Origin of the sequence: Dyella japonica (assembly GCF_040545895.1) — a bacterium.
Classification (GTDB): domain Bacteria; phylum Pseudomonadota; class Gammaproteobacteria; order Xanthomonadales; family Rhodanobacteraceae; genus Dyella; species Dyella japonica_D.
Map to the genome: position 1 here is coordinate 266,971 of NZ_JBEPMU010000001.1, position 12,419 is coordinate 279,389.

10 protein-coding genes are annotated in these 12,419 nt (G+C 63.6%); all 10 read left to right on the plus strand.

Annotated elements, in window-relative coordinates:
* The first annotated feature begins 158 nt into the window (after positions 1 to 158).
* The 10 genes from ABIC75_RS01245 to ABIC75_RS01290 all read left to right on the plus strand — a co-directional run bounded on the left by ABIC75_RS01245 (position 159) and on the right by ABIC75_RS01290 (position 12,176).
* Entirely contained in the window at positions 159 to 2,315 is a 2,157-nt protein-coding gene (locus ABIC75_RS01245) for a TonB-dependent receptor (RefSeq protein WP_354012046.1), read from the plus strand.
* Between the two features lie 22 nt (positions 2,316 to 2,337).
* The gene (locus tag ABIC75_RS01250) at positions 2,338 to 4,584 is read left to right on the plus strand and encodes a GH92 family glycosyl hydrolase (protein WP_354012047.1); all 2,247 of its coding nucleotides are present in this window, start codon (positions 2,338 to 2,340) and stop codon (positions 4,582 to 4,584) included.
* A gap of 59 nt (positions 4,585 to 4,643) precedes the next feature.
* Complete coding sequence (locus ABIC75_RS01255) at positions 4,644 to 5,777, plus strand: phosphatidylinositol-specific phospholipase C1-like protein (RefSeq protein WP_354012048.1); 1,134 nt, start codon at positions 4,644 to 4,646, stop codon at positions 5,775 to 5,777.
* A 274-nt stretch (positions 5,778 to 6,051) separates the two neighbouring features.
* Positions 6,052 to 7,698, plus strand: a complete 1,647-nt coding sequence (gene mdcA / locus ABIC75_RS01260) for a malonate decarboxylase subunit alpha (protein WP_354012049.1) — start codon at positions 6,052 to 6,054, stop codon at positions 7,696 to 7,698.
* 11 nt (positions 7,699 to 7,709) lie between these two features.
* Complete coding sequence (mdcC, locus tag ABIC75_RS01265; RefSeq protein WP_354012050.1) at positions 7,710 to 8,027, plus strand: malonate decarboxylase acyl carrier protein; 318 nt, start codon at positions 7,710 to 7,712, stop codon at positions 8,025 to 8,027.
* Positions 8,024 to 8,971, plus strand: a complete 948-nt coding sequence (locus tag ABIC75_RS01270) for a biotin-independent malonate decarboxylase subunit beta (protein ID WP_354012051.1) — start codon at positions 8,024 to 8,026, stop codon at positions 8,969 to 8,971. Before mdcC ends, ABIC75_RS01270 begins: the two co-directional genes overlap by 4 nt.
* Positions 8,958 to 9,683: a biotin-independent malonate decarboxylase subunit gamma gene (gene mdcE, locus ABIC75_RS01275; RefSeq protein WP_354012052.1), complete on the plus strand. Its 726-nt coding sequence runs from the start codon at positions 8,958 to 8,960 to the stop codon at positions 9,681 to 9,683. Before ABIC75_RS01270 ends, mdcE begins: the two co-directional genes overlap by 14 nt.
* Positions 9,658 to 10,332: a malonate decarboxylase holo-[acyl-carrier-protein] synthase gene (gene mdcG, locus ABIC75_RS01280; protein ID WP_354012053.1), complete on the plus strand. Its 675-nt coding sequence runs from the start codon at positions 9,658 to 9,660 to the stop codon at positions 10,330 to 10,332. Before mdcE ends, mdcG begins: the two co-directional genes overlap by 26 nt.
* Positions 10,329 to 11,234, plus strand: coding sequence for a triphosphoribosyl-dephospho-CoA synthase MdcB (gene mdcB, locus ABIC75_RS01285; RefSeq protein ID WP_354012054.1), 906 nt, complete (start codon positions 10,329 to 10,331; stop codon positions 11,232 to 11,234). The genes mdcG and mdcB overlap by 4 nt, the downstream gene beginning before the upstream one ends.
* Positions 11,235 to 11,237: 3 nt before the next feature.
* On the plus strand, positions 11,238 to 12,176 hold the full coding sequence (locus ABIC75_RS01290; protein WP_354012055.1) for a malonate decarboxylase subunit epsilon: 939 nt from the start codon (positions 11,238 to 11,240) through the stop codon (positions 12,174 to 12,176).
* Positions 12,177 to 12,419: the final 243 nt, after the last annotated feature.

Genomic DNA, 12,419 nt, shown 5'->3' on the forward strand with positions numbered 1-12,419 from the left:
GCTGCGTCGCCACATGAGCGTCAACGTGCTGTCATGACCGAACGATAGTTTTCACTACTCTTTTCCATCGTCGCACATGTCAAGGCCTTCGACACGATCCCCGGGCCATCACGGCTCCGTGGCGGGTGGCTGCGTGCCAAAAAAGGAGTCTGTCGTTCATGCGTCAAGCAATCCGTCTCGGCCTGGGCGTGGCAGCCCTCGCTGCCGCCTGTGGCGTGGCCGCGCAGGATGCGCACAATCTGCAAGGTGTTTCGGTGTCTGCCGCCGTCGACGATCCCAACGCGGCGCCGCCGGGCACGGCCTCCGCGCTGGCGCCCTCGCAGGCGAGCCTGTCGGCACTGGAGCCGCAATCCATCCTCAACCGCAACTACATCCAGACCATCGCGTCGCCGAAGGACGATTACCTCGCGCTGCTCGAGCTCACGCCGTCGGCGATCAATGCGTCGCCGAACGGTGCAGGCTTCTCCAGCAAGAGCGGCACGGTGCGCGGTTTCCAGGACGGCGAGTACGACGTCAGCTTCGACGGCATTCCGTTCGGCGATCCGGGTGCGTTCGGCCATGCGACCACCGCGTTCTTTCCCGCGCCGTCGCTCGGTGAGGTGGTGGTGGATCGCGGCCCGGGCACGGCGAGCAATCTAGGCAACGCAACGTTCGGCGGCACGGTGGCGTTGTACTCGGCGCCCACCACGGACAAGCCCTCCGGCCAGCTCTCGACCATGTACGGCAGCGGCAACACCTGGCAGGTGGCGGGCGAGGGCAACACCGGCACGTTCGGCAGCCTCGGCACGCAGGCCTCGGTGAACTACAGCCATCTGGAAACGGACGGCCTGCTCGACAACGCCGGCCTGAAGCAAGACAACGTGCTGTTCAAGATCAAGCAGCCGCTGGGCGAGCACACCACGCTCACCCTCGTTGCCGACTACAACAAGGTCAACTGGAACACTTTCACCGCGCAGCCGCGCAAGCAGACCGATCGCTACGGCATCGATTTCGGCGGTCTCACCCACGATCCGGACACCCAAGGTTTCTACAAGTACAACGTGGACGATCGCCACGCAGACTTCGAATACCTGCAGCTGCATGGCGACTACAACAGCTGGCGCCTGGACAACAAGCTCTACACGTACAGCCTGCGCGACGGCGGCCCCGGCGGCGTGGACCTGCTGGGCAACACACCCAACCAAGCCTTGCTGCCGCACGGTGGCGTACCCGGCGCGATCAACCACAGTGCGTATCGTGCGTGGGGCGACATGTTGCGTGCGGAGAAGGATCTCGGCAGCGGTTGGCTCGACAGCACCTTGCGCGCGGGTATCTGGGCGGAGCATGCGTACCAGAGCCAGCACGAGGTGACGGTGGATCTCTCCACCATGACGCCGCGCACGCTGGCCGGCACGCCGAACGACCAGATCATCGACACCAACGCGCACTCCAACACCACGCAGAGCTACGTGGAAGTGGAGTGGCGCCCGGTGGAAAACCTGAGCGTGGTGCCGGGTCTCAAGCACGTGGACTTCGACCGCACGCTGGACGGTGTCTCCAACTTCCTGCCGGTGGGTGGCAGTGGCCACTTCAGCACCAACCTCGGCGCGGTGGCGGTGAACTATCGCTTCAGCCCCAACCTCGCCGGTTATGCGCAGTGGGCGGAAGGTTTCCAGGCGCCGAAGGTGACCATCCTGCAGGGCGACGGCAGCCAGGTCGAGCCGCAGACCACCGAGAACTATCAGGCCGGCCTGGTGTGGAAGACGCCGGAGACGGTCGCCGATATCGACGTGTACTACATCGACTTCGGCAACCTGGTGAACAGCGTGGAGGAACCGATTGGCCCAGGCGGTTCGCTGATCAGCGTGTACTTCAACCAGGGCGGCGTGATCTACAAGGGCATCGAGGCCGAACTCACGCGTGTGCTGGGCCATTCGGGCTTCAGCTTCACTGCCAACGGCAGCATCAACAGCGCGTATTCGAAAACCACGGGGCTGCAGATTGCCAATGCGCCAAGTTCCACCGCCGACGTTGGCTTCATCTACGACCGCGGCCAGTTCTATGGTTCGTTCCTGACCAAGTACGTGGGTGCACGCTACACGGCCACCGGCGAAACCAGCGGTGCCAACTACAACCCCAATGCGCGGCTGCCGGCATACAACTATACGAACCTGAATCTCGGTTACCGATTCCTGCCTGATCTAAGACTGCAACTTTCGTTGAATAACCTGTTCGACCATCGCAGCGTCATCCAGGGCAACGGCGCGGCGAGCAACCCCACGTTCTATTACCTGTCCGGACGCAACTACACGCTCCAGGCGACTTATACGTTCTGAAGAAGAGAGTCGAATGATCTCGATGAAACGCTATCCACAGCTGCGCAACATCTTGCGCGTGGCCGCCTTTAGCATCGCCACCTTCGTTCCCGCGCTTCCCGCGATGGCCGCCGATCATGCAGCTGACGTCGATCCGCTCATCGGCGAAGACTGGTTCGGCGAAGTGTTCGTCGGTGCCACCACGCCGTTCGGCATGGTCAAGCTCGGCCCCGACATTCACGGCTTCGGCGCGCGTAAGGGCTTCCAGAGCGAAGGCGATATCCGCGGCTTCAGCCATCTGCACTTGAGCGGCGGTTCCGGCAAGTACGACAACATCCGCGTCGCACCGGTGACAGGCGCGCTCGATCCCAGGGACATCCATTCGCCACGTAGCGGCGAGCAGGCGAGTGCGGGTTATTACGCGGTCAACCTGGATCGCTACGGCGTGAAAGCCGAACTCACCGCCACGCGTCGCGTCGGCATGCATCGCTATACCTTCGAGCAGGCCGGCGACGCGCACATCACGCTGGATCTGGATCTGCTGGTGAAGGGAACGGGAGCGGAAACACAGCGCTTCCTCGGCGGCGACGTGTCGGCGGTGTCGCCGAACGAGATCGTCGGCGTGGGCCGCTACATTGGTGGCTGGAACGAAGGCGGCGAGTACGAGGTGTATTTCGACCTGATCACTGACACGCCCTCGCAAGGCGCGCAGACGTGGCTGGGCGACACCTTGAGCGCCACGCCGAAGGCCAGCACCGACACCGATCGCCCGCTGGGCGCATCGCTCGACTATCGCGTCACGGCAGGGCAGGCGATCCAGGCGAAGGTCGGCATTTCCTTCGTCAGCGCGCAGCAGGCGCATCGCAATGCGATCGAGGAAGTGCGCGACTGGCGTTTCGATGACGTGCGTGCCGCCGCCGTGGCGCAGTGGAACAAGGCACTGGGCCGCATCGAGATCGGTGGCGCGACGGCGTCGCAGCGCCGCCAGTTCTATACCGCGCTGTACCACACCATGATGATGCCGTCGGATCACACCGGCGAGAATCCCAAGTGGTCCTCGAAGGAGCCGTATTACGACGACTTCCAGGCGATCTGGGACACCTTTCGCAGCGATGCGCCGCTGCTGATCCTGATTGCGCCGGATCGCCAGCGCGACATCCTGCGTTCGCTGATCGACACCTATCGCCACGCCGGTTACATGCCCGATGCGCGCGTGGGCAACGACAACGGTCGCACGCAGGGCGGCAGCAATGCCGATGTGCTGGTGGCCGATGCCTATGTGAAGGGGCTGACCGGCATTGATTACGCCACGGCGCTGAAGGCGATGGAGAAGGATGCGCAGGTGCCGCCCGCCGATGCGCGCAAGGAAGGTCGCGGCGGCCTGGAGTCGTACAACAAGCTCGGCTACATCGCGCAGCCCACCGAACGCGCCGGCTCGCGCACCGTCGAATATGCCCATGACGATTTCGGCATCGCCGAAGTGGCCTGCGGGCTCGGTCATGCGAAGGACGCCGAGCTATACAAGGCGCATGCCGGCAACTGGGCGAACCTGTGGGATGCCTCGTGGCAGCAGGAGGGCGTGAGTGGTTTCCTGCGTCCGCGCAACGCCGATGGAAGCTGGGCGCCGCAATACCTGGTGCGTCGCGGCACCTGGCCGGACTTCTACTACGAAGGCGACCTGTGGACGTATTCGATCTACGCACCGCAGGACGTGCGCAAGCTGGTGCAGCTGTCCGGTGGCAACGAGGCCTTCGTGAAGCGGCTGGACGCGTTGTTCGACGGCCTGCATTTCGACATCACCAACGAACCGGGTTTCCTGATACCCGATCTCTACCTGTGGGCCGGTCGGCCGGATCGCACGGCGGACCGCCTGCTCACTTATCTGCACAAGGCCTTCAAGGATTCGCGTGACGGCATTCCGGGCAACGACGATTCCGGTGCGATGTCCAGCTGGTATGCGTTCCAGTCGATGGGCTTCTATCCGAACGCGGGGCAGGACGTGTACCTGATCGGCACGCCGTCGTATCCGCGCGTGGACATCGATCTGGGCGGCGGCCACACCTTCACCATCATCGCGGACAACCTCGACGGGCGCAGTGTGAATCGCTACATCCAGTCGGCCACGCTCAATGGGCAGCCGCTGGACAATGCGTGGTTCCGTCATGGCCAGATCGCCAAGGGCGGTACGCTGCATCTGGTGATGGGGCCGACGCCGTCACGATGGGGCACCACCACGCCGCCGCCGTCGCTGTCCGATCCGGGCTTTGCGCTCTGCACGGCCAAGCGTTGATTCCCTGTATCGCGCCGGCGAGTCCGGCGCGGTCTCCACACGATTCCAGGATGTTCGCCATGCTTCTCCGTCATACCATTTCATGGTCGCTGTTCGCGCTCACCGCCGTGGCGCTGGTGTCGCCGGCGGTGGCCGACGATGCGCTGCGCATCAACCAGATCCAGGTCATCGGCACGCACAACAGCTATCACATGGGTTTTGCGCCCAGCGCCACGCGCCTGATGCAACTGGAAGCGCCGCAGGCGCTCGCCGCCATCGACTACAGCCATCCCGCGTTGACCAAGCAGCTCGACGATGGCGTGCGCCAGATCGAGCTGGACGTGTTCGCCGACCCCAAGGGCGGCAAGTACGCGCATCCGTCCATCTCGCACATGATCGACCTGGCCGGCCTGCCGGACGATCCGCCGCTGGCAGCGCCGGGCGTGTTCGATCAACCGGGCTTCAAGGTGATGCACATCCAGGACATCGACCAGCGCAGCACCTGCCAGCCGTTCACCGCCTGTCTCACTGAAGTGCGCACGTGGTCGAAGGCGCATCCGGGGCATGTGCCGATCTTCATCCTGATCGAGACGAAAGAGGGCGCATTGCAGGCGAAGATCCCCAGCGTGACGCCCGATCCGTTCACGCCTGCCGTATTCGATGCGCTGGACAAGGAGATCGCCTCCGTGTTCTCCGCTGACGAGATCATCACGCCCGACCAGGTGCGCGGTAGCCATGCCACGCTCGACGAGGCCGTGCGCGACGGCGGCTGGCCGACGCTGGCCAAGGCGCGCGGCAAGGTGGTGTTCCTGCTCGATCAGCGCAAGGCGGAACCCGTCTACCTCGAAGGACATGCGGTGTTGAAGGATCGGCTGATCTTCACCAACGCCACGCCGGGTGCGCCGGATGCGGCCTTCACCGAATGTAACGAGTGCAGCGCAGAGCAGATCAACGAACTGGTGCATCGCGGCTATCTGGTGCGCACGCGTTCGGATGATCCGGAGCAAGGGCAGGGCAAGCGCAATGACGGCACGCGTCGCGACGCCATCATCAACAGCGGCGCGCAGATGATCAGCACCGACTACCCCGCGGGTGAGCCGTCCGATCACGGCTATCAGGTGGGCTTGCCCGGCAGCGTGGCGGCGCGCTGCAACCCGGTGCTTGCGCCGGATGCCTGCAAGGGCAAGGCGCTGGAAAAGCTCGCCAGGCACTGAGTTTCTTGCGAGATGGCCCGTTGCCGAGTCGACGGGCCATCTGGTGGCGCAGCCCTATTGAGGCTGCATCCTGTCACTTGATGCGCGTTGGCTGGCGCACGCTCATCGGAAATCCCTCTTAATCCTCTCTAGTAACTTCATAAATCCAAACGGGACAGTGAGTTAGCATCCTTGCATCGAGCGCGATGCGTGGCGGAGCGGATCTTCTCGCCGTGATTCCAAACGCCTCCGCTTTCGGCAGAAAGGTCTGACTGAAATACGCGGAGGACGTCGTATGACCGTTTGGAACAGCGCGCAGCGTCTGCGCGATGAGAGGTTACGTGCAGGCGCGCCGTACGCGCAGGGCAAACGCGTCGCAAAGGCGGATGCCACGGCCTTGCTGGAGGCAGTCATTCGGCCCGGCGATCGCGTATGCCTTGAAGGTGACAACCAGAAACAGGCGGACCTTCTGGCGAGCGCTCTTGCGGCGGCCGACAAGAACAAAATCCATGACCTGCACATGGTGCAATCGGGCGTGGTGCTTCCCGAGCATCTGGATGTCTTCGAGCTGGGCATCGCCAAGCGCCTCGACTATGCGTATTCGGGGCCGCAGTCCCAGCGCATTGCCAAGCTGCTCTTCGGCGGCAAGATCGAACTTGGCGCAGTACATACCTACCTTGAGCTTTTCGCACGTTATTACGTTGACCTCACTCCCCAGGTGGCCTTGATTGCTGCCGTCAGCGCCGACCGCGAAGGCAATCTCTACACGGGACCCAACACCGAGGACACGCCGGCCATCGTCGAGGCCACGGCATTCAAGGACGGCATCGTCATTGCGCAGGTCAACGAGATTGTCGACAAGCTGCCGCGTGTCGATATCCCGGGCGACTGGGTGAATTTCGTCATCGAAAGCGGAAAGCCGTTCTACGTCGAGCCGCTGTTCACGCGGGATCCCGGCGCCATCACCGAGACGCAGATCCTTACCGCCATGCTGGCGATCAAGGGCATCTACGCGCCTTATGGCGTGCAACGCCTCAACCATGGCATCGGCTTCAACACGGCGGCCATCGAGCTGTTGCTTCCCACCTACGGCGAACGCCTGGGGCTGAAAGGGAAAGTGGCAAGCCACTGGGCACTCAATCCGCACCCCACGTTGATTCCCGCGATCGAGTCGGGCTGGGTGAAGCAGATCCACAGCTTCGGTTCGGAAGTGGGTATGGATGCCTATATCGAGGCGCGACCCGACGTCTTCTTCACCGGCCCCGATGGATCCTTGCGCTCCAATCGCGCCATGAGCCAGACCGCCGGCCTTTATGCGTGCGACATGTTCATCGGCTCCACGTTGCAGATCGATCTGCAGGGTAATTCATCCACCATCACGGCCGATCGAGTGGCGGGCTTTGGCGGTGCACCCAACATGGGCAGCGACGCGCGCGGCCGGCGCCATCCCAGCCAGCCGTGGCTGCTGGCGGGCAAGGAGGCGGACCCCGATAGTCCTGCGCCGCTGCGTCGTGGTCGAAAACTGGTGGTGCAGATTGGCGAGACGTTTGGCGAGAAGAACGCACCGATGTTCGTGGAGCAGCTGGATGCCTTGAAGCTGGCGGCGAAGCTCGACCTGGAACTGGCGCCGGTGATGGTCTATGGCGACGACGTCACCCACATCGTCACCGAAGAAGGCATAGCCAACCTCCTGCTGTGCCGAAGCCATGACGAGCGGGAACACGCCATTCGCGGCGTCGCGGGCTACACCGAGGTAGGACGAGCGCGCGACAAGAAAATGGTGCAGCAGCTGCGGGAGCGTGGCGTGATCCGACGGCCGGAAGATCTGGGCATCGATCCGCTGGACGCCGATCGTCGTTTGCTGGCAGCGCGGTCCATCAAGGACCTCGTGCAGTGGTCCGGCCAGTTGTACGCGCCGCCGTCCAAATTCAGAAATTGGTGAGGAGCCCCATCATGGAAACACTCAATTACCGCAACAAGGCGCAGCAGCGCGCAAAGGGCACGAGGCGCCAGGCCATTGTCGGCGTGGTGGCTTCCGGAAATCTGGAGGTGCTGGCCGAACGCATCCTTCCTGACGGTGAGTGCGAAGTGGACATCCGCACGGCCGCCGAAGGCTTCGGCGACGTGTGGCAGGCGGTGGTCTCCGATTTCGTCGAACGCCGCTCGCCCGGAGGGCTGAAACTCTCCATCAACGATGGCGGCGCGCGACCCGACACCGTCGCACTTCGATTGGCGCAAGCCGTGAGTGCCATGGAAGGAGAGCGCTCATGAACGCGGCCGCCTTGGACAACGCGCAGGGCGAACGCCTGCCGCTCGCATCCACCGACAGCTGGTACGAAGCTTCGGCCAGGCAGCGCGTAGACGGCCTTCTGGATGCGAACAGCTTCGTGGAATTCCTGGGTCCGGAATTGCGCGAGACGAGTCCGCACCTGTCGCTATTCAACCTGCCGGAGCAGTTTGACGACGGCATGATCGTAGGGCGCGGTACGATCGATGGTGCGCCGGTGCTGATTGCCGCGCAGGAAGGCCGCTTCATGGGCGGCGCTTTTGGCGAAGTGCATGGCGCCAAATTGACGGGACTATTGCGCGCTGCCCGCGACATCGCGTCGATGCCGGTGCTCATCCTGTTCGACACCGGCGGCGTGCGTCTGCAGGAAGCGAATGCCGGCGAACTGGCGATTGCCGAGATCATGCGTGCCCTGTTGGATGCGCGCTTCGCTGGCGTGCCAGTGGTGGGACTGGTGGGCGGGCGTTCGGGATGCTACGGCGGCGGCGGACTGATTGCTGGCTGCTGTTCGGCCCTGGCGGTGTCGGAACAGGGGCGAATCAGCGTGTCCGGACCTGAGGTCATTGAAACCAATCGCGGCGTCGAGGAGTTCGATTCCAAGGATCGTGCCCTGGTATGGCGCACCATGGGCGGCAAGCATCGACGCCTGATCGGCGGCGCGGAAGTGTTCGCCGACGACAGCATCGAAAGTTTCCGGGACGCAGCTCGCTATCTGGTCGAACTTGTACCAGCACTGACGCTCGACACTCTGGAAGCAGAGCAGGCTCGTCTTGCACAGCGCATCAACGACTTTGGCGCGTGCGCGGATGCGCTCGACGTCTGGCGCCTGCTGGGTGCGACCGAGCCGGAACGCATTCCCGCCATGCCCTACGAGGAATTCGTCGTGCTGGCCAATCGACTTCAGGAGCCTCGTCATGACGCTCGATAAAATTCTTGCATCACTGTTTCCCACGGGCCACAACGTAGTGTGCGAGAGTGGCTTGATCTCCGGGCGCGGTCGCTTGCCGGATGGCAGGTCGATGGCCGTGATCGGCGTCGAAGGCCAAACGCCGGTCGGTGTGGAGGAGGCTGCCAGCCTCGCCAGCGATGTGATTGACGTGATCAAATCGGGCGGCAACGAGCCCATTCTGGTGTTGATCGACAGCGGCAGCCAGCGCATGAGCAAGCGCGACGAGTTGCTCGGCATCAACGAATTTCTGGCTCATCTGGCGAAGTGCCTGATGCTCGCTGACAAGCTTGGCCATCGCACGGTCGGCTTGCTCTATGGTCATACGGCTGCGGGTGCATTCATCGCCACGGCGCTGGCAACGCGCACATTGTTCGCGCTGCCGGGTGCCGAGCCGGCGGTGATGGATCTTCCATCCATGTCACGCGTGACCAAACTGTCCATCGACGTGCTTGAGGAGAAGGCCAAGTCCACGCCGGTCTTTGCACCTGGCCTGGATAACCTGTTCCAGACCGGCGCCGTGGCCATCACGCTGGACCCGGCCGCGTCGCTCGCCGATCAACTGCAGGCGCAACTGTCGCGACCGATCGGTCGCGATGACAACCGCGACCAGCTCGGCGCAGAACGCAATGGTCGTCCCAAGGCTGCCGACGTGGCGAGGCGTGTCCATGAACTTGCATGCGCCTCAGCCTGACCGGCTGCTGCAACGACACCAGCTGGTTCGTGTTCGTCCGGACGCGTGGAGCGCATGGCTCGCGTCGCGCAGCGATCTGGCGAACGAACCGTTGCTGCCCGGCTGGATGGATCGCGGCTGGCCGCTCATCGTGCGTCGCCCCGCGCCGGGCGATGGCAGCGGCTTGCCGCTTGGCCTTCCGCTGCCACCGTCGGCGGGCAAACGACGCATCGCCATACAGATGGCGGCCGGCGACATCATTTCCACGACTCCGCTTCCCACCTTGGTCGAGTGCGTCGATACGGCACCGGCCGCCTGGCGGCTGAGCCTGCGGGAACTGGCGACCCACGCAAGCGCGTATGGCGTGGAGGCTCGTGTGTTCGGTAGCTTGGCATGGCAGCGGTTGACCGGCCTGGCGTATCTGAGTCCGGGCTCCGATCTCGATATCGTTTGGACGTTTCCGCAGCGCAATCGGCTCAACTGGTTCCTGTCGGATCTGGTCGACATCGAATCGCGCGCCCCGATACGAATCGATGGTGAACTTCTACGTGCCGATGGCGCCGGCGTGAACTGGCGGGAACTGCACTCAGGTGTGCCTGAACTGGTCCTCAAAACGGCTGCTGACGTGATCCTGTGTCAGCGTGAATCGTTGATTGGAATGTCATCATGAATGCACGCATGTCCGCCGCGCCGATTTCCCCGGTTGCCAGCTCGTCGCCCGAGTGTTCGTTCCCGGACCGCGTGGCGACATGGGCGGAGCGCAGCTTGATGCTGGAAATCGAAACCTGGCCCAAGCCCGGCCTGGTGAGTCACGTCGATACTGGAAGCCACACCGATATGGACGCCGACACCTTCAGGCGCAGCGCAATAGCGCTGCGGCCTTACTTTGCCGCGTTGGTCGCTGCAGGCATGCGCAATGCATCCATGACCGTGCTTCGCAAGATCGGCCTGCGCGCCGAACGCGCCATGCTCTCGGCCACCGGCGGCGTGAATACGCACCGCGGCGCCATCTTTGGCGTCGGCCTGTTTTGCGCGGCGGCTGGTCTGCGCGAAGCAGGTCTTGTCGATGCGCGCGGAACATTGGGTGCCGTGGTGCGGCGTCGATGGGGCAGGGAGATTCTCGCCGGCCCGCGACTTCCCGACAGTCATGGCGAAATGGCCGGCACGCGCTACGGTGCGGGTGGTGCACGCCAGGAAGCCGCGCAAGGTTTTCCCAGTGTCTATGCGATCGGATTGCCCGCGCTGCGCGATGCGCAAAGCCTGGCGCCGGGCCATGATGAGGCGGCGCGCGTGCAGGCGTGCTTTACCCTGATCGCCACTGTCGAAGACACGAACCTGTTGCATCGCGGCGGCGCGGAAGGTTTGCGCTTTGCGCAGCAGGCGGCGCAAGCCTTTCTCGACAACGGAGGCGTTGGGGATCCGGCATGGGAACAATGTGCCGGGCGTATTCACCAGGCGTTTGTTAGGCGTCGGCTCAGCCCGGGCGGTTCGGCAGACCTTCTTGCCATGAGCGTGTTCGCCATGGAACTGGAGCGGTGGCCGTCCGATGGTTCCACCGTTGAGGTGGAATAGATCATGGCGCTCGCCATTCTTTGCTCAGGGCAGGGAAACCAGCATGCCGGCATGTTCGACCTGACGGGCGACGCACCTGAAGCCGCGTCGCTATTTGCATATGTCTCGAGGCAACTCGGCGGCGATCCGCGCGTCCTGGTGAGGCAGGCCGATCCGGATGTGCTCCACGGCAATCGCACGGCTCAACTGCTGTGCACGCTGCAGGCGTTGGCCGCCGCGGCGCTGTTCGATAGCGCGCTTCCAGGCCGTCGCTGCCTGGCAGGTTATAGCGTGGGCGAAGTGGCGGCCTGGGGCGTGGCGGGTTTGATAGGGGCCACTGAAACACTCGACCTTGTCGACAAACGCGCCCGCTTGATGGATGCGGAAAGTCATGGTGACGAGGGCATGCTGTTCATTCGCGGACTGGACAGGGCGAGCATCGACCAATTATGCGAAGGCCGGGAAGCCGCCATCGCCATTTGCAACCCCGCAAACGCCTGGGTACTCGGCGGCCGAAAAGTCGCGCTGGACATGATTGCCCAGGAGGCCGCCAAATGTGGCGCGCTGCGTGTTTCGTCGATTCCCGTGAAGGTGCCTTCGCATACCTATCTGCTTGCCGACGCCTCCTCCGCCTTTGGAGGTGCGTTGGCGGACATCCGCCTGCAAACGGGACGGCAGCCACGGGCTCGCCTCTTCAGTGGCATCGATGGCGATCCCGTGCTGGACGCGAGCCGCGATCTCAACAAACTCGCTCTGCAGATATCGCACCCCATCCAATGGGATAAATGCCTCGCGGGTTGCGTGGAGGCGGGCGCCACGGTCTTTCTGGAACTGGGCCCCGGTCGCGCGCTCGCCGAGATGGCCGCGGGCGCCTATCCCGAGATTCCAGCGCGAAGCCTTGATGATTTTCGTTCGATCCGCGGCGTGCTCGATTGGTTGACTCGAATCACTGGATCGGCGTGAGTGCGCGAGGCGCGTTCGGTGCCTCCCGGCATCGTGAATGCGGTGATGCGCCTTTCCTGTCTTGCCGAACGACCCTGCCTCCGTCGTGAGAGGTAGGCTTGCCTTGCGCTTGCCAACCATACGTCACCGAAGGGTGTGCGGCGGACCGATGACAGTCGTGGGCACGCGAGACAGTCGAGTTTTTCCGTGCGGGCTTGCCCGAATATTGATCCTATAGACGGCGCGCAAGATTTTGCCTTAGGT

Excerpts from the sequence above, each read along its gene's own strand:
- mdcE (WP_354012052.1), top strand. The coding sequence starts at position 8,958 with ATGACGCTCGATAAAATTCTTGCATCACTGTTTCCCACGGGCCACAAC.
- mdcB (WP_354012054.1), top strand. The coding sequence starts at position 10,329 with ATGAATGCACGCATGTCCGCCGCGCCGATTTCCCCGGTTGCCAGCTCG.
- ABIC75_RS01255 (WP_354012048.1), top strand. The coding sequence starts at position 4,644 with ATGCTTCTCCGTCATACCATTTCATGGTCGCTGTTCGCGCTCACCGCC.
- mdcC (WP_354012050.1), top strand. The coding sequence starts at position 7,710 with ATGGAAACACTCAATTACCGCAACAAGGCGCAGCAGCGCGCAAAGGGC.
- mdcG (WP_354012053.1), top strand. The coding sequence starts at position 9,658 with ATGAACTTGCATGCGCCTCAGCCTGACCGGCTGCTGCAACGACACCAG.
- ABIC75_RS01290 (WP_354012055.1), top strand. The coding sequence starts at position 11,238 with ATGGCGCTCGCCATTCTTTGCTCAGGGCAGGGAAACCAGCATGCCGGC.
- ABIC75_RS01270 (WP_354012051.1), top strand. The coding sequence starts at position 8,024 with ATGAACGCGGCCGCCTTGGACAACGCGCAGGGCGAACGCCTGCCGCTC.
- ABIC75_RS01250 (WP_354012047.1), top strand. The coding sequence starts at position 2,338 with ATGAAACGCTATCCACAGCTGCGCAACATCTTGCGCGTGGCCGCCTTT.
- mdcA (WP_354012049.1), top strand. The coding sequence starts at position 6,052 with ATGACCGTTTGGAACAGCGCGCAGCGTCTGCGCGATGAGAGGTTACGT.
- ABIC75_RS01245 (WP_354012046.1), top strand. The coding sequence starts at position 159 with ATGCGTCAAGCAATCCGTCTCGGCCTGGGCGTGGCAGCCCTCGCTGCC.